Below are 16,711 nucleotides of genomic sequence, written 5' to 3'. Positions count from 1 at the left end.
GATGGGAGGTCACCACGCCGCGTCGGGAGCCGCGGCGTGGGTAGCTGTTGCGTCCACCGGCCCGTACACGCTGGGCTGGTACCCGCTGGACCCCACGGGGATCCTCATCGGCGGCATGGCCACGGCCGGCACCGCGCTGGTCTGCGACTGGGACCACCGGTCCAGCACCGTGGCCCACTCGCTGCCGCCGTTGTCCAATGCCATAGCAAGGGGCATCGAAACCGCCAGCGGCGGCCACCGCCAGGGCACCCACTCGGTCCTGGGCGCCGCCGGGTTCGTGCTCCTTGCCGGTGTGGCCGCGCAGGTGCAGATGGAAACCCCCTGGGGGCTGCTGTCCGTGGGCGCAGGGCTGCTGTGCATGTTCCTGATCAACATCGCGGCCAAGGCCCTGAAGCTGTTTCCGAAGAGCGGGTTCATCTCCAACTGGATTTTCGCCTTGGTGATGGCCGGGCTGGTCACGGTGTACGCGCCGCACCAGTGGACCTGGCTGCCTATGTCGATGCTCATCGGCGTGGTGGTCCACATCGTGGGAGACCTCATCACCACCGGGGGAGTGCCGCTGCTGTGGCCCCTGGTGATCCGGCCGCCGAAACTATTGCGGAAGGTGCCACTGCTGCGGAACGTCTGGCGGCCGAACGGGGCGCTGTCACTGCCCCTGCTGGGCCGGGCGGGGTCCAAGCGCGAGTGGCTGGTGCTGATCCCCGTCAGCGCCTACGCCATGGTGGGACTGACTGTGGCGGGCTGGGCCATTGCCCAGAACCAGTGGCCGCGGGTGGTGGCAGCTGCCGCCGCCTGGATCGCCCCTTGGTTCGCCTGAGGGCAGGCGCACAGGCGTGGAACAGCAAAAGACCCCCGGACGGCGTCCGGGGGTCTTTGTGCGTGGGCAGGCTTAGTGTTCGCCGGCGGAATCCGAGCGGCCGAGGATGGTCTGCGGAATCCAGAAGGCCAGGGCGAACAGGCCCAGGCAGACGGCCATCGGCCACGGGTTGCCAAGCGTCAGGAAGGACAGCGAGTACACGGCGCCGAGGAAGAGGGCCATCATGATCACGAACACGACGATGGTGCCGGCCAGCTTGTTTTCATTCTGGGGAGTGCGGACAGTGCCCGTGTTCGCTGTGCCCTCGTTGGACGCGTTGATCTTGCTGGACATTCGTTCCTCCTCGGCCCCTCGGGGCTTGATTGTGGCGCGTCCGGCGGCCGTCAGTACGCGGACGAACCCTGTTCACCCTTGACGATGGCAATTCCGGAGCTGGCGCCGATACGTGTTGCACCTGCTGCAATCATAGCCTGAGCGTCTGCCAGCGACCGCACGCCGCCCGAGGCCTTGACGCCCAGTTCAGGCCCCACGGTCCTGCGCATGAGTGCCACATCCCCGGCCGTGGCGCCCCCTCCGTTGAAACCGGTGGAGGTCTTGACGAAATCGGCTCCGGCCGCCACAGCTGCCTCGCAGGCGAGGACTTTCTGGTCGTCGGACAGGAGCGAGGTCTCGATGATCACCTTCAGGATGGCACCGCTGGCGTGCACTGCCTCGGCAACGGAGGCGATGTCCTCGGTCAGGGCGCCCTTGTCCTCGGCGCGGGCGGCCGCGATATTGATCACCATGTCCACTTCGTCGGCCCCGTCCAGCACCGCGCCGCGGGCTTCGAAGGTCTTCACGTCGGTGGGGGTTGCCCCCAGCGGGAAGCCCACCACGGAGCAGGTCAGGACGCCGGAGCCCTTCAGTGCCTTCTTGACGGTCTTGACCCAGACAGGGTTGACACAGACAGACTTGAAACCGTATTCAGCGGCTTCGGCACAGACCTGGAGGACGTCGGCCTCGGAGGCTTCGGGCTTCAGCAGCGTGTGGTCGATGTAGGAAGCAATATTCCCGGCCGCAGCGGCAGCGGGTTGAACGGAAGGGGTGGCTTCGTTGCTCATGATGGTCCTCTCGGGGCCTCGCCCGGGCGTCGTGGGCCCGGTGCGTCCTTGACTCGCGTTTCGGAAACCATCTTGTCACAGGTGCCCACGCTGCAACCCGCGCTGCGCCAGGCGTCAGGCGGCTGCCTGAAGGGACCGCGCCGGCGACGGCACCGCAGCTGCTGCTTCCCGTGATGCCTCGGGCGAGTGCGAGGCTGCCGAGGCCGCCGTGAGCAGTTGCGTGGCGCAGGCCCCCGCAGCGGAAGCCGCGGCCACCAGCAAGCCCAGCCGTACGCCGTCGAACGCTGCCGCGTCCCCGATTGCCCAGATACCGGGAACCGAAGTCCGGAAGTCCTGGCTGATGACGATGCCTCCGGTGGCGGCCGTCCGCAGGCCCGCGCTGGCGGCAAGGCCGTCGCAGGACACGCGGTCCTCGGCCAGGACCACCAGATCCCCGGACATGCTGCTGCCGTCCTCGAAGACCACGGCGGAAGCGGCCAGGCCAAAGGTTGAGGTTCCGGGCACGACGGCGGCCGGCCGGGCGGTGGTGCGGACCGGACGGACGCCCTTGGCGCGCAGCACGGCCTCAGCCTGGCCTGCGGCCGCCCCGGTGCCCACCAGGATCCCGAGCGGACGGCGCCCCAGTTCCCGGGTGACTTCCTGCACCCGGTCCGCAATGCGGGCGGCGTCGTCGATGGTGGAGTAGCTCAGGCACTGTGCGGCGCCCTCGACGGGCGCTGCCACGGGGGCCGAACCTGTGGCGATGACCAGTTGGTCGTAGGCGAACTCCATGCCGTCAGCCGTGGCCACGGTGCGGTTATCGGCGTCGATGTGGCTGGCCGGCTGGCCGAAGCGGACCGACACCTGCGGCAGCAGGGCAAGTTCCAGCAGATCCTCGGGGGCGTCGTCCCGGTTGCTCAGGACGGTGATACTGCCAGCGAACCGGCCCTGGTCCAGCTGCCGGACCAGGGCGCGGGCAGCCGGACCTGCTCCGGCGATGACGATGCGGGTGGCGGCGGAGGTGGACGTGGTGGGTGCCGGAGCGGACATGTGCTGGCCCTTTCGCTGGCGGCCGGGAAACGGCCGGAAGTTCATGATGGAACCCAGCGTAGGCGTGCGCCTTTTCCGGCTTGTTTCCCGCCAGTTGCCGTTCAGCACCCCGGTGTTCGCCAGTATTTACCGGCCGGTAACAGAACCGGTGACGTGCATCTCATTGCGCCCGACTTGGACACATTCGGGCTGGCCAGCGCCGTTACCCGCCGTTGCCCGGCGGCCTTCGCCGCCGGCCGAAACGGCTAGACGCGGATCCGGTATCCCCGCTTGACCACGGTTTCGATGAGCTTGCCGTCGGGCAGGGAAGACCGGAGCCGGCTGACGGTCATGTCCAGTGCGTGCACCGAACCGCGCAGTTCCAGCAGGTCGGACAACGCCTCCCGGGAAAGGACCGCCCCGCCGGCGCCGAGCAGGGCACGGAGCAGCAGCAGGGGAGCGGGAGCGAGCTCCACCGCCTGGCCGTCGATGCGCAGGCTGCGGCCGCGGAGCTCGATGTTGCCGGACCGGGTGTCCAGCCGGCGCACATGGTTCAGCGCCAGGTGCTCGACGACCAGCCGGATCAGCGCACCCATCCGGAAACGCTCCGGGATCAGCGGTTTCACCCCGGCGTCCAGCAGCGGCTGGGCGGTCACGGGGCCCACCACGGCGGCGGTCACGTTGGTCTTCAGGCTCTCGATCAGCTGCTTGTAGACGCCCATTTCGTGGGCGGTGCTCCACATGGCGTCGACGGCGGGTGCGCTGGTGAAGGTGAGGACATCGAGGTTTCCGCTGCAGGCGGCCTCGATGAGGCGGGGGAGCCGGTCGGCGCCGTCCGGCTTGACCCAGCGGTACGGCGTGACGGTCAGGACGGTGGCACCGGACATGCGCAGCCGTTCCAGCTGGCGGACGTCCGTGTAGCCGTGCAGCTGGACCGCGACGGTCTTGCCGCGCACTCCCTCCGCCAGCAGCATGTCCACCAGCGTTGCGGTGGTTTCGTCACTGCTGATTCCGACGTCGGCGAGGCCGGCCGCGCGGACGGCGCCACGGGCCTTGGGGCCACGGACGAACATCCGGCAGGCGCCCAGGGTTTCGAGCAGCTGGTCGCCGATGCCGAACGTGTCCGCCGCCTCGCACCAGCGGCGCATGCCGTAGGCGGTGGTGGCGATGCACAGGTCCGGTTTGGCCGCGATGATGGTGCGGGTGTCCTCGATGAGGCGGAGGTCCTCCTGCACCGGAGCGATCTTGAGGGCCGGGGCATGGATCACCTCGGCGCCGCGGCGCTCAAGGGCGTCGATCAGGTCCTGGGAGCGCCGGTGCGAGGTCACACCGATGCGGAAGCCCTCCAGCGGTGATTCGGCCGCCTGGGCCTCCGCGGTGTCGACCGCCCCGGTGGCCTCTGCCGTTTCGGCCGGTGCAAGTGCGTTCATGGGGGTCAATCCTTTCACGAACCGAGCAGCGAGGCCGCCAGCCGGTCCAGGTCGGCTGCGGTCTCAGCGTGCCCGCGGTTGGCTTCAGCCACCCGCACCACCTCGCCGATCACCAGGACGGCGGGGTTGCTGCAGCCTGCAGCAGCCGAGGCGATGGAGCCGAGGTCGGCGATGGTGGTGCGCTGGCCGGGACGGTAACCCCGTTCCACCACCGCCATGGGCATATCGGCTCGCATGCCTGCCCGGCGGAGTCCTGCAGCCAGGTGGTGCAGCGTTCCGATGCCCATCAGCACCACGATGGTGCCGCCCAGGCCGGCAAGGTGATGATGCTCCTTCTCGGTGAGCGGGGCGTGCCCGGACACCACTGTGAACATGTGGCTCACGTTGCGGTGCGTCACGGGGATACCCGCCGCGGCAGGCACGGAGATGGCGCTGGTGACACCGGATACCACCTGGACCTTCAGCCCGGCAGCGACGCAGGCGGCGACTTCCTCGCCGCCGCGGCCGAACACGTACGGATCTCCGCCCTTGAGGCGGACCACGTTGTTGCCGGCCAGGGCGCTGTCCACCATGAGCTTTTCGATGTCGGACTGGCCCACCTTGTGGTGCCCGGGCTTCTTTCCCACATCCACCAGCTCGGCGCTGGTCAGGGCGGGCAGGTCCTGGCAGGGCGCCAGCCGGTCGTAGAACACCACGTCCGCGTCCCGCAGCGCCTTGACGGCGGCAACGGTCAGGAGCTCGGTGGTGCCGGGTCCGCCGCCCACCAGGGTCACATGCCCGGCGGCGCCTGCCGCAGGTTCCGTGGCGACCGGGACGCCGGCAGCGCGGTACTGCTGGAGCAGGGGCTCCCAGCCCGGCTGTCCGTCGTCGACCGCGGCCACCAGGAACGGCTTCTGCGGGAGCAGGGCGGTGCCGTGCGGGCCGGCCAGGCGGCGGACGACGGCGCCCGCGGCTTCGTAGCGCCGTACGGCCTGCCGCGCGGCGGAGTCCGTTCCGGTCACCAGGACCTCGCGGTCCGTGAGGTCGATGCTGAGCTGCATGGTTATGCCTCGTTTCCGACGGGTGCGGGCGTGCCGGGACGGACAGCGATGGAGGCTCCGAGGAGGACGGGCTGCTGGGCTGCTGCTGCCTTCTCTTCGGCCGTGGCGGGGCGCATCTGGCCACGCTCATCGGGGACGAAAGTGATCGAGTCGTCCTTCTGGTCCGGTGCGTTGACGAAGGAGCGGAACCGGCGCAGTCGCTCCGGGTCCTTCAGGGTGTCGGCCCACTCGTCGACGTAGGTGTCAACGTGCTTGGCCATGGCCGCCTCAAGATCCTCGGCGATGCCCAGGGTGTCCTTGACCACCACGTCCTCGACGTGCTTGATGCCGCCGTCGAGTTCCTCCTGCCAGCGCGCGGTGCGCTGCAGGCGGTCGGCGGTGCGGATGTAGTACATGAAGTAGCGGTCGATGTACTTGATCAGGGTTTCGTCGTCGAGGTCCTTGGCCAGCAGCTGGGCGTGCGCCGGGGTGGCACCGCCGTTGCCGCCGACGTAGAGGTTCCAGCCGTCCGCCGTGGCGATGACGCCCACGTCCTTGCCGCGGGCCTCAGCGCATTCGCGGGCGCAGCCGGAGACGCCCATCTTGAGCTTGTGCGGGCTGCGGAGTCCGCGGTACCGCAGCTCCAGCTGGATGGCCATGGCCACGGAGTCCTGGACGCCGAAACGGCACCAGGTGGAACCGACGCAGGATTTCACCGTCCGCAGGCTCTTGCCGTACGCCTGCCCGGATTCGAAGCCGGCATCCACCAGTTCCTTCCAGATTTCCGGCAGCTCCTCCAGCCGGGCGCCGAACATGTCGATCCGCTGGCCGCCGGTGATTTTGGTGTACAGGTTGTACTTCTCCGCCACGGCGGCGATCACGCCCAGCTTCTTGGGGGTGATCTCACCTCCGGCGATGCGGGGCACCACCGAGTAGGTGCCGTCCTTCTGCATGTTGGCCAGGGCGCGGTCGTTGGTGTCCTGCAGGGTGCCGCGGCCGGCGTCGAGGACGTAGGCGCTGTTCTGGCTGGCGAGGATGTTGGCGATGGTGGGCTTGCAGATGTCGCAGCCTTCGCCGGTGCCGTACTTGGCCATGATCTCTTCGAAAGAGGTCAGTTCCAGGACACGGATGGCATCGAAGAGTTCCTGGCGGGACAGTTCGATGTGTTCGCAGAGGGCCTTGGAAACCTCGACGCCGGACTTGGTCAGCTCGGTTTCCAGCAGCTTCTTCAGCATCGGGACACAGGAACCGCACTGGGTGCCGGCCCGGGTGCAGCCCTTCAGCTCGCCGAGTTCCTGGACGGGCGCGTTGCCCTCGCAGGCGCCGCAGCCGTTTATGGTGTCCCGGATGGTCCCGGCCGTGACGTTGTTGCAGGAGCACAGGGTGGCGTCGTCCGGAAGTTCGGTTTCCGGGGCGTCACCGCCGCCGGCTGCACTGAGGAACGCGCCCGGCTCGGCGGGGAGTTCGCGGCCCAGGAGCGGGCGCAGGCTCATGTACGGTGAGGCGTCGCCCACGAAGATGCCGCCCAGCAGGGTCTTGGCGTCATCGGTGGTAACGATCTTCTGGTACACGCCGCGGGCGGGGTCGGCGTAGACGATTTCCAGGGCGTGCTCGGTCTTCGCGAAGGCGTCGCCGAAGCTGGCCACATCCACCCCGGACAGCTTGAGCTTGGTGGCGGTGTCGAAACCGGGGAAGGTGGCGTCGCCGCCATGCAGCCGGTCCGCCACGATCTCGGCCATCGTGTTGGCGGGGGCCACCAGGCCCAGGCACATGCCGCCGTAGTTGGCTACTTCGCCGATGGCCCAGATGCCCGGGATTTCGGTGGCACAGTAGTCGTTGATGACCACGCCGCCGCGGGGGCCCAGGCTGAAGACCTGTTCTTCTCCCTCGGCGGCGCGGAAGAGTTCATCACGGGGACGGACGCCGATGGCGACGATGACGATGTCGGCGTCGACGATCCGGCCGTCGGCCATGAGGACGCCGGTGACCTGGCCGTCCCCATCGGAGAGTACCTCGGAAGGATAGACGCCGCCGTGGACTTCAAAGCCCTTGGCTTTGATGAGCCGGCCCATGGCCTGGCCAGCGCCTTCGTCCAGCTGGGTGGCCATCAGCCACTGCGATCCGTCGATGACGATGGGGGTCGCGCCCAGCTGCTCGGTCCCGGCAGCGGATTCCAGGCCCAGGAGGCCGCCGCCGATGGTGACGGCGTTGACCTTGCGGCCCAGCTTTACGGTGAGTTCCGCGATGGACTTGTTGATGGCCCAGACATCTTCAAGGGTCCGGTAAACGTGGGTGAGCTCGTTGCCGGGAATGGGAAGCCGTGCGGCGTTCGAGCCGGTGGCCACCACCAGTTCGTCGTACTCGAAAACGCTGCCGGCGGCGGTTTCCACCGACTTGGCTTCTGCGTTAATACGCACCACGCGCTCGCCGGTCCTCAGGTCCAGGGAGCCGTGGTCCCACATTGACGCGGTACCCAGCGTCAGGTCGACCCCGCCGTCGGTGAGGGCCTTGGACAGTGCCACCCGGTCGTAGGGGAGGTGGGCTTCCTCGGTAAGGACCGTGACATGCCAGCCATCGAGGCCGCGGGCATGCATGGCGTCCGCAAAACGGTGGGCCGCGGGGCCGCCGCCGGCGACGACGATGCGGCGCGGAGTCTCGGTGCTTGAAGTCTGTTCGGTCACTGTGGGCCTTTCGCATGGGCCGCAGACGGTGCTCCGCGGCTTTCTCTGTCGAGCAGTCCAACCAGACTAGGGAGGGGCAGTTTCGCTTCAGTTTCCCAATTGTTTCGTCAACTTAACTTCTGCATCACGAACGCATTTCCGGCCGGGTTAGGTCTCTTTTACGCCCCGGACACATTTGGCGCATGCCGCTGAAACACCCGGCGCCTAGCGTGGAACACGGCCGCTCAGGCTGCCACCACGTGAGATCAGGACAAGCAGCGCAGGGAGAGGAGCCGGACATGACGGCAACACTGGAACTCGGGACACTCGACGCCGAAGCAGCGGACACCGCGGCAGGCTGGCACCGTGTCTGCCGCCTTGAGGACCTCGAACCGGCATGGGGAGAAGCAGCCCTGGTAGGCGGCCGGCAGGTGGCACTTTTCCGCACCTTGGCTGGCGGCGTTTTCGCAGTGGCACAGCAGGACCCGGCCACGGGTTCGCACGTGATGGCCCGCGGAATCCTCGGATCCAAGGGCTCCCGCCCCACTATTGCCTCACCGCTGCACAAAGAGGTCTACGACCTCGAAACCGGAGAGTGCTTCAGCACCCCCGGGTTGCGGATCGAGGCTTTTGGCACCCGGATCGTTGACGGCTTCGTCGAGGTGGAGCTATAAACCGGGAGGACACGCGTATCACCCACAAGGGGTGCCCCAAGGGCGCCCCTTCAGGGCGTTAAAGCCCCAGCGCCTCGCTGACGTCGCGGAGGACCTCGTCCAGCGCTGCCCGTGCTGCCTGGCGGGCTTCGGGAAGTTCCGCGGCGGATCCCACCTGGTGGATCACCTCGAGGTAGCACTTGAGCTTGGGTTCAGTGCCGCTGGGCCGGATGATGACGCGGGTGAGGTTGCGCGTCACGTACAGCAGGCCGTCGGTGGGCGGCAGGTGGTCGGAACCGACGGAGAGGTCGGTGGAGACCTCAACTGCCGACGAGCCAAAGGACTCCGGCGGGGAAACCCGGAGCCGGTTCATCATGGCGTCCAGCAGGCCAAGGTCCGCCACCCTGATGCTCAGCTGGTCACTGGCGTGCAGGCCGTGCTGCAGGTAGAGCTCATCGAGCGTATCGAAGATGGTCTTGCCGTCGGCCTTAGCGGTGGCGGCCAGTTCGGCGATGAGGACTGCAGCGGAAATGCCGTCCTTGTCCTTGACCAGGTCCGGTGCCACACAATAGCCCAGGGCCTCCTCGTACCCGTAGACCAGGCCGGGCACGCGGGAAATCCACTTGAAGCCCGTCAGGGTTTCCTCGTGGGCGAATCCTGACGCCGCGGCGATGCGGGAGAGCAGCCGCGAGGACACAATGGAGTTGGCGAACACCCCTGGATTTTCCCCGTCAGGGGTTTCCGCGCCCGCGGCAGCATGCCGTGCGGCGACGTGCGCACCCAGGAGGGCGCCCACCTCATCGCCGCGGAGCATCCGCCACGTACCGGTGTCCGGGTCCTTGGCGGCCACGGCCGCACGGTCGGCATCCGGGTCGTTGGCCAGGACGATGTCCGCGTCGAGGCGATCGGCCGTTTCGAGGGCCAGGTCCAGCGCGCCGGGTTCCTCGGGGTTCGGGAAACTCACGGTGGGGAAGTCCGGGTCCGGTTCGGCCTGCTCCTTGACCAGGGTGACATCCCCGAAACCTGCGGCGTTCAGCACCGCGAGCGCGGTCTCCCCGCCAACGCCGTGCATAGGGGTCAGCACGATCCGCAGGTCCCTCGCCGGGAAGAGGTCCGGAAGGGCGAGTCCCGCCGTCTCGGACCGGTACCCGGCCGCGAGCGATCCATCCAGCACCGTCCAGCCGTCCGCGGCCAGCTTGATGGTGTCCAGGGCGCCCACGGCGCTGATCCGGTCAGCGATTTCGGCGTCGTACGGTGCCACGATCTGGGCACCGTTGCCGTTTTCCGCCACGGCGTGGCGTCCCAAGTACACCTTGTAGCCGTTGTCCTGGGGCGGGTTGTGGCTTGCCGTGACCATGACGCCGCCGTCGCATTCCAGGGCGCGGACGGCGTAGGCGAGCAGGGGAGTGGGCAGCGCCGCCGGCATCAGGAAGGTTTCGATCCCCGCCGCGGTGAAGATGGCCGCGGTTTCCGCTGCGAACACATCCGAGTTACGGCGGGCGTCATAGCCGACGACGGCGCGTGGCCGGCTTCCCGGGGATGCCTTCGCCACGGCGTCAGCCAGGAAGTCCGCCAGGCCGGCGGCCGCACGGCGCACCACCACGCGGTTCATCCGGTTGGGCCCGGGACCGAGGGCGGCACGGAGCCCGGCGGTGCCGAACTGCAGGGTGCCGCGGAAGCTGTCCTGGAGTTCCTGCCGGGCGGCGGGGTCTCCGTCTGCCGACGCCCGGACGAGTTCCAGGAGCTCGGCCGACGTTGCCGGATCCGGGTCTTGGGCGGCCCACTCGCGGGCATCGTTGAGCAGGCGAACATCGGCATCGGAGGACGTCATGGGCATAACGCTATCGTCATTGGCGCTGCCCGTGCGGCACCGAAGCCTCAGTGCCGCGCCCCACGGATCAGAGTTTGGCGATGATTCCGGCAAGCAGAGCCGAAATCCTCGGACCCGCGGCCTGGCCGGATTCCAGCACCTCCTGGTGGCTGAGCGGCTGGGGGCTGATCCCGGCCGCCAGGTTGGTGACCAGCGAAATGCCGAACACTTCCATGCCGGCGTGGCGCCCGGCGATGGCCTCCAGCGCGGTGGACATGCCGATCAGGTCGGCGCCGATGCGCTTGGCGTACTGGACTTCCGCCGGAGTCTCGTAGTGCGGGCCGGGGAACTGTGCGTAGACGCCTTCGTCGAGGCTGGAATCCACCTCGCGGGCCAGCCCGCGGATCCGTGCCGAGTAAAGATCTGTCAGGTCCACGAACGTGGCGCCTTCCAGCGGCGAAGCGGCGGTGAGGTTGATGTGATCATTGATGAGCACGGGGGTGCCCGGCGCCCAGTCCTCGTTGAGGCCGCCGCAGCCGTTGGTGAGGACCAGGGTGCTGCAGCCGGCGGCGGCCGCGGTGCGGATCCCATGGACTACAGCGCGGACGCCCTTGCCTTCGTAGTAGTGGGTCCGGGCGCCGAGGACCAGAGCCCGCTTGCCTTCGGTGGTCAGGATCGACCGGATGGTTCCCACGTGCCCTTCGACGGCGGGTGCATGGAAACCGGGCACCTCTTCCGCTGACAGGGTGGCAGTGGTTTCGCCTATCAGGTCAGCGGCACCGCCCCAGCCGGAGCCAAGCACCAAGGCGACGTCGTGGGTGTCCACCCCGGTTTCCTCGGCAATGTAGTCGGCAGCAGCGCGCGCGGCGGCGAAGGGGTCCGTGTTCAGGAAGTCAGTTGTACTCACTGGTACAAGGTATCCTGCCGGTTCCGCTCCGCCCACCCCCTGGCCCGCACCCCTGAGAGACCGGTTTCTTTGGTGGTCAGCCGAGGATGCGGGAGAATAATCGTTTGTGACTACGCACCCAGATTTCAGTTCACCCCGGATCGCGATCCTGGGAGGTGGTCCAGGCGGATACGAAGCCGCGATGGTGGCCGCCTCGCTGGGGGCGCAGGTCACCATCATCGAGCGCGCAGGCCTGGGCGGATCCGCGGTCCTGACCGACGTCGTCCCCTCCAAGACCCTCATCGCCACGGCGGATCTGATGACCCGCGTTGCCGAAGCCGGCGAGCTGGGCGTTAAGTTCGACGTCGACGGCGGCGACTTCGTCCCCGTGATGCGGGCCGACCTGAAGCACATCAATGACCGCCTCCTCAACCTGGCCCGCAGCCAGTCCAAGGACATCCATGATGCCCTGGCCAGCCAGAACGTCCGGATCCTCGCAGGCTCCGGCCGCCTCTTGGACAACCACACCATCGAGGTCCTGACCGCGGAGGGCACCGAAACCATCGAGGCGGACACCATCCTGCTGTCCGTCGGCGCCCACCCGCGCGAACTGGCCACCGCCCGTCCCGACGGCGAACGCATCCTCAACTGGACCCAGCTGTACAACCTCGATGAACTTCCCGAGGAACTCATTGTGGTGGGTTCCGGCGTTACCGGCGCCGAGTTCGCCTCCGCCTACAACGGCCTGGGCTCCAAGGTGACGCTGGTATCCAGCCGTGACAGGGTGCTCCCGGGCTCGGACGTTGACGCCGCCGTGGTCCTGGAGGAAGTCTTCGAACGCCGCGGTGTCCGCGTGCTGTCCCGCTCACGCGCCGAATCGGTGGAGCGGACCGACGACGGCGTGGTTGTCACGCTCAGTGACGGCACCAAGGTCACCGGCAGCCACTGCCTCCTGTGCCTGGGGTCCATCCCCAACACCGACGGCATCGGACTCGAGGAAGCCGGCGTCGCCGTCAGCGAAAGCGGCCACATCAAGGTGGACGGCGTCTCCCGTACCAGTGCCCCGAACGTCTACGCCGCCGGTGACTGCACCGGCGTCCTGCCGCTGGCCTCCGTGGCCGCCATGCAGGGCCGGATCGCCGTGGCCCACTTCATGGGCGACGGCGTGACTCCGCTGAAGCTGCACCAGGTGGCCTCCAACATCTTCACCTCGCCGGAAATCGCCAACGTGGGTGTCTCGGAAGCCGACATCGACTCCGGAAAGTACCAGGGCGACGTCGTGAAGCTCTCAATGCGCAGCAACGCCCGCGCCAAGATGCGTAACGCCAAGGACGGGTTCGTGAAGATCTTCGCCCGGAAGGGTTCCGGCACCGTGATCGGCGGTGTGGTGGTGGGCCCGAACGCGTCGGAGCTGATCTTCCCCATCGCCATCGCCGTGAAGCAGAAGCTCCACGTTGACGACGTTGCCAGCACCTTCACGGTGTACCCGTCGCTGACCGGCTCCATTTCCGAAGCCGCCCGGCGCCTCCACGTCCACATGTAGGTCAGGAGGCGGCGGGGACGGCTGGGGAGAAGTGCTTCTCGATCAGGCCCTTGATGTCCTCGTGGCAGCCGCCGCACCCGGTCCCGGCGCGGGTTGCCTTGGACACCTCGGCCACCGTGGCGCAGCCTTCCTCCACGGCGCCCTGGATCACCGCGCCGCTGACCCCGGCGCAGCGGCACACGGTTCCGGCAGGATCCGCTGAGCCGCTGCCCGGCAGCTGGTCCGGACCGTCCAGCCTCAGCAGCAGCGACCGGTCCGCCGGCAGTTCCGCGTTCCGTTCGAAGAGCCCCACCAGCTCTGCCGCGGTGCGGGGCATGCCCACCGCCACGAGTCCCTCCAGCACGCCGCCGCGCGTGGTCATCTTGACGTAGCGGCCGTGCTCGGGATCCGCCCACTGGGCGATCTGCAGGCGGGGCCGGCCGTTGACGGCACCGGCGGTGAGCGCTTCCTCGTCCCAGGGATCGGCGCCGTTGTCCCCGGCGACGGCCATGTTCAGGCCGCGCGCCTTGAGGACGATGATGCCCGGCTGCTCGGCCGGCAGTTCCGGCAGGAGTTTGGCGTCTTCGATCAGGCCCGCTGCCAGGAGCGTCAGGTATTCGGCCAGCCACTCGGCCTGGCGCCAGCCCGGGCCCACCAGCCCTGACGGGCCGGAAGCGGTGCGGCATGCGGCGCAGCCGGGGTCCGGGCAGCGCACCTCGGCGCAGTCGCCGATCGCGAAGATGCGCGGTTCGTGGTGGGCCCGCAACCGGTGGTCCACCAGGATGCCCGCGGCCGTGGAGAGACCGCACCCCTCCGCCAGCTCGGTGCGGGGACGCACGCCGCACGAGATGACCAGGAGGTCGCCGTCGATTGCGGAACCGTCATCGAGCAGCAAAGCCGAAAAACCGCCGTCGGGCGCGTTGTGTTCCACACCGGTGGAGCGCGCGTTGCCGGCCATCCGCACGCCGCAGCGCCGCAGGCCCGCCGCCAGGACAGCGCCGCCGCCCTGGTCGATGGTGCGGCCCAGCGGGTGCGGTCCGTTGTGCACCACGGTCACGGTGGCGCCTTCCTCAGCCGCTGCGAGCGCCGTTTCCAGGCCCAGGACGCCGCCGCCGAGGACTACAACGCGCTTGCCGCCGTCCACGGCCTGCCGCAGGACGCCGGCGTCGCGGAGGTCCCGAAGCGCGGTAACGCCGGCGGGCAGGACCGGTGAGGCGGGGTCCGGGTTGATTCCGGTGAGGTTGGGGATCACGGGCCGGGAACCGGTGGCGAATACCAGCCGGTCGTAGTGGACGGGCGTGCCGTCCGAGAGCAGGACCTGCTGGCGGGCGCGGTCCACGCGCCGGACGCGGGTGCCCAGCCGGACCTCCACGCCGTCCGCAGCGAGTGCCCCGGCGTCCGAGAGGGCCAGGGCATCGGCGGTGGTGCGGCCAACCCCGAGGTCGGCCACCAGAACGCGGTTGTAGGCAGCTTCGGTCTCTTCACCCACCACTGTCAGTGCTACCTGGCCTGCGCGTACGGCGGGCAGCAGCTCATCAACCAGCCGGGCGGCCACCGGCCCGAATCCCACAATGACAATCTGCTCGCTCATGAGGCCTCCATCGTCTGAAGCACTTTGCTGGATACAGGTGCGGCCACCGGCCGGACCCACACCTTGTTGAATTTGAATTCGGGCATCCCGGAGATGGGGTCGGTGGCCGCCTCGGTGAGGCGGTTGGCACTTTGCAGTTCGGGGAAGTGGAACGGCAGGAAGACCGTCTCGCTGCGGATGGCGGTGCTGAGTTCGGCCCGGCACACCACTTCGCCGCGTTCATTGGCCACTGCCACGAATGACCCTTCGGTGACGCCCATCGCGGCGGCCGCGGCCGGGTGGATCTGCATCCTGGCCTCAGGCTGCGCGGCCAGGAGCGCCGCGACCCGCCGCGTCTGGGCGCCGGACTGGTAGTGCTCCAGGAGGCGGCCGGTGATGAGGGTGAAGGGCTTGGCGTCCGCCGCGTTTTCATTTTCCGGGAGCGGGTTTTCAGCAGGCGTACGACGGCGGCGCGGCAGTACCGGGGTCATCACGGCTTTGCCGTCGGCGTGGGCGAAGCTCTCTTGGAAGAGCTTGGGCGTTCCGGTGCTGCCGGCAGGGTACGGCCAGTAGGCGGCTTCCCCGCGGTCCAGCATGGCGTAGTCGATGCCGGAGTAGTCGGCCAGCCCGCCGGCAGATGCCAGGCGCAGTTCCTCGAAGACGGTTTCGGGGTCCTCGCTGTATGTGGATGGTGCTTCGAGCCGTTCGGCGAGCCGGGCCATGATCCACAGCTCGCTGCGCGCGCCGGCAGGCGGTGTGAGGGCCCGGCGGCGGCGGAGGACGCGGCCTTCGAGGTTGGTCAGGGTGCCTTCCTCCTCCGCCCACTGGAGGACCGGGAGGACCAGGTCTGCCATGGCTGCCGTCTCGGACATGAAGAAGTCGCAGACCATCAGGAAGTCCAGGCTGCGGAGGCCCTCGATGACGGCGTTGGCGTCCGGCGAGGCGACCGCAATGTTGGAGGCGTGGACGAAAAGGCAACGGACGCCGTCGTTCTTTCCCAGCGACTTCAGCAGCTGGACTGCCGGAAGGCCCGGGCCGGGGATGAGCTCCTCGGGAACGCCCCACACGCCGGCCACGTGGGCGCGGGCGGCGGGGTCGGTGATCTTGCGGTAGCCGGGCAGCTGGTCGGCTTTCTGCCCGTGCTCCCGGCCGCCCTGGCCGTTGCCCTGGCCGGTCAGCGTGCCATAGCCGCTGCGGGCCGAACCAGGCAGGCCGAGCAGGAGGCTGAGGTTGATGGCCGCAGTGGCGGTATCGGTGCCGTCCACGTGCTGCTCCACGCCGCGGCCGGTGAGGATGTAGCTGCCGCCCCTGCCGGCCCCGGCGGCAAGCCTGCGGGCCGTTTCCCGGATGAGGTCTGCCGGCACGCCGGTGAGGGACTGGACCCGTTCTGGCCAGAAAGAGGCGACGCTGCGGGCTACGGCGCTGTAGCCCGAGGTGCGCTCACTGACATAGGCGCTGTCCACCAGGTTTTCGTGGATGACCACGTGGGAGAGGCCCAGCAGCAGGGTGAGGTCCGTGCCCGGAAGGGGCTGGAGGTGGAGGCCGCCGCCGTCGGCCGTGAAATCTGCCGTGGCGGAACAGCGCGGATCCACCACGATCAGGCCGCCGGCGTCGCGGGCGCCCTTGAGGTGCTGGACGAAGGGCGGCATGGTTTCGGCCACGTTGGAGCCCAGCATCAGGATGGTGCTGGCCGTGTCCAGCGCTTCAAGCGGGAAGGGCAGGCCGCGGTCCACGCCGAAGGCGCGCATCCCGGCGGCAGCCGCGGACGACATGCAGAAGCGGCCGTTGTAGTCGATCCGCGAGGTGCCCAGTGCCAGCCTGGCGAACTTACCCAGCTGGTACGCCTTCTCGTTGGTGAGGCCGCCGCCCCCAAAGACGCCAACGGCGTCTGCACCGTAGCGGGCGCGGGCGTCCCTCACCGCCGCGGCGGCGAGGTCCAGGGCCTGGTCCCAGGAGATGGGCCGGTGCACGCCGTCCGTTCCCTTGAGCAGGGGCTCGGTGATGCGTCCGGGGTGGTTGAGGAGATTCGCGGAGGTCCAGCCCTTGCGGCACAGGCCGCCACGGTTGGTGGGGAAGTCGCGCCCCTGGACCTCGAGTGGTGCAGCGGGTGCCGTGGTGAGGGCCACGGGGACCGGCCCCGGCTGTGCAGCCGGGGCCGGTCCTGTGGGGGACGTGAGCGTCATGGCGCACTGCAGGGCGCAGTAGGGGCAGTGCGTGTCGGCGCTTGTGGTCATGG

At 68.7% G+C, this 16,711-nt stretch carries 13 protein-coding genes; 3 read left to right on the top strand and 10 right to left on the bottom strand.

Going from position 1 to position 16,711, the window contains the following annotated elements; all coding sequences use genetic code 11:
• Position 1 precedes the first annotated feature (1 nt).
• Entirely contained in the window at positions 2–817 is an 816-nt protein-coding gene (locus AC1DBN_RS11310) for a metal-dependent hydrolase (RefSeq protein WP_091719064.1), read from the top strand.
• A 72-nt stretch (positions 818–889) separates the two neighbouring features.
• On the opposite strand, the gene AC1DBN_RS11305 is transcribed toward AC1DBN_RS11310, so the two are convergent.
• The 6 genes from AC1DBN_RS11305 to nirB form a co-directional block, all read right to left on the bottom strand.
• Positions 890–1,150, bottom strand: coding sequence for a hypothetical protein (locus AC1DBN_RS11305; RefSeq protein ID WP_056081798.1), 261 nt, complete (start codon positions 1,148–1,150; stop codon positions 890–892).
• A gap of 50 nt (positions 1,151–1,200) precedes the next feature.
• A complete protein-coding gene (deoC, locus tag AC1DBN_RS11300) occupies positions 1,201–1,917 on the bottom strand; it encodes a deoxyribose-phosphate aldolase (RefSeq protein ID WP_091719066.1) in 717 nt (238 codons plus the stop codon).
• 114 nt (positions 1,918–2,031) lie between these two features.
• Positions 2,032–2,946 (bottom strand): FAD-dependent oxidoreductase, encoded by a 915-nt coding sequence (locus AC1DBN_RS11295; protein ID WP_091723896.1) that lies wholly within the window; start codon positions 2,944–2,946, stop codon positions 2,032–2,034.
• A gap of 245 nt (positions 2,947–3,191) precedes the next feature.
• Positions 3,192–4,355: a uroporphyrinogen-III synthase gene (locus AC1DBN_RS11290; protein WP_477723218.1), complete on the bottom strand. Its 1,164-nt coding sequence runs from the start codon at positions 4,353–4,355 to the stop codon at positions 3,192–3,194.
• Between the two features lie 14 nt (positions 4,356–4,369).
• Positions 4,370–5,395: a uroporphyrinogen-III C-methyltransferase gene (gene cobA, locus AC1DBN_RS11285; protein ID WP_477723217.1), complete on the bottom strand. Its 1,026-nt coding sequence runs from the start codon at positions 5,393–5,395 to the stop codon at positions 4,370–4,372.
• Positions 5,396–5,397: 2 nt separating this feature from the next.
• Positions 5,398–8,055, bottom strand: coding sequence for a nitrite reductase large subunit NirB (nirB, locus tag AC1DBN_RS11280; RefSeq protein ID WP_056081788.1), 2,658 nt, complete (start codon positions 8,053–8,055; stop codon positions 5,398–5,400).
• Between the two features lie 278 nt (positions 8,056–8,333).
• On the opposite strand from nirB, the gene nirD reads away from it, so the two are divergent.
• Positions 8,334–8,708, top strand: coding sequence for a nitrite reductase small subunit NirD (gene nirD / locus AC1DBN_RS11275; RefSeq protein WP_349033651.1), 375 nt, complete (start codon positions 8,334–8,336; stop codon positions 8,706–8,708).
• 58 nt (positions 8,709–8,766) lie between these two features.
• Here the strand turns inward: nirD and AC1DBN_RS11270 are convergent, their stop codons facing one another.
• Together AC1DBN_RS11270 and AC1DBN_RS11265 are read right to left on the bottom strand one after the other, a co-directional pair.
• Positions 8,767–10,518: a phospho-sugar mutase gene (locus tag AC1DBN_RS11270; protein WP_477723216.1), complete on the bottom strand. Its 1,752-nt coding sequence runs from the start codon at positions 10,516–10,518 to the stop codon at positions 8,767–8,769.
• 67 nt (positions 10,519–10,585) lie between these two features.
• Positions 10,586–11,404, bottom strand: coding sequence for a purine-nucleoside phosphorylase (locus tag AC1DBN_RS11265; protein WP_377202619.1), 819 nt, complete (start codon positions 11,402–11,404; stop codon positions 10,586–10,588).
• Between the two features lie 106 nt (positions 11,405–11,510).
• Between AC1DBN_RS11265 and AC1DBN_RS11260 the strand changes: the two genes are divergently transcribed.
• Entirely contained in the window at positions 11,511–12,926 is a 1,416-nt protein-coding gene (locus AC1DBN_RS11260) for an NAD(P)H-quinone dehydrogenase (protein ID WP_477723215.1), read from the top strand.
• A 1-nt stretch (position 12,927) separates the two neighbouring features.
• Here the strand turns inward: AC1DBN_RS11260 and AC1DBN_RS11255 are convergent, their stop codons facing one another.
• Together AC1DBN_RS11255 and AC1DBN_RS11250 are read right to left on the bottom strand one after the other, a co-directional pair.
• Positions 12,928–14,496 carry an FAD-dependent oxidoreductase gene (locus AC1DBN_RS11255; protein ID WP_091719081.1) on the bottom strand — a complete coding sequence of 523 codons (1,569 nt, stop codon included), beginning with the start codon at positions 14,494–14,496 and terminating at the stop codon, positions 12,928–12,930.
• Positions 14,493–16,709, bottom strand: coding sequence for a molybdopterin oxidoreductase family protein (locus AC1DBN_RS11250; protein ID WP_477723214.1), 2,217 nt, complete (start codon positions 16,707–16,709; stop codon positions 14,493–14,495). The genes AC1DBN_RS11255 and AC1DBN_RS11250 overlap by 4 nt, the downstream gene beginning before the upstream one ends.
• Positions 16,710–16,711: the final 2 nt, after the last annotated feature.

This window comes from Pseudarthrobacter sp. 10T415 (assembly GCF_056394175.1).
Note: the sequence above shows the minus strand (reverse complement) of the source record. Positions and strands in the feature narration are given on the sequence as shown.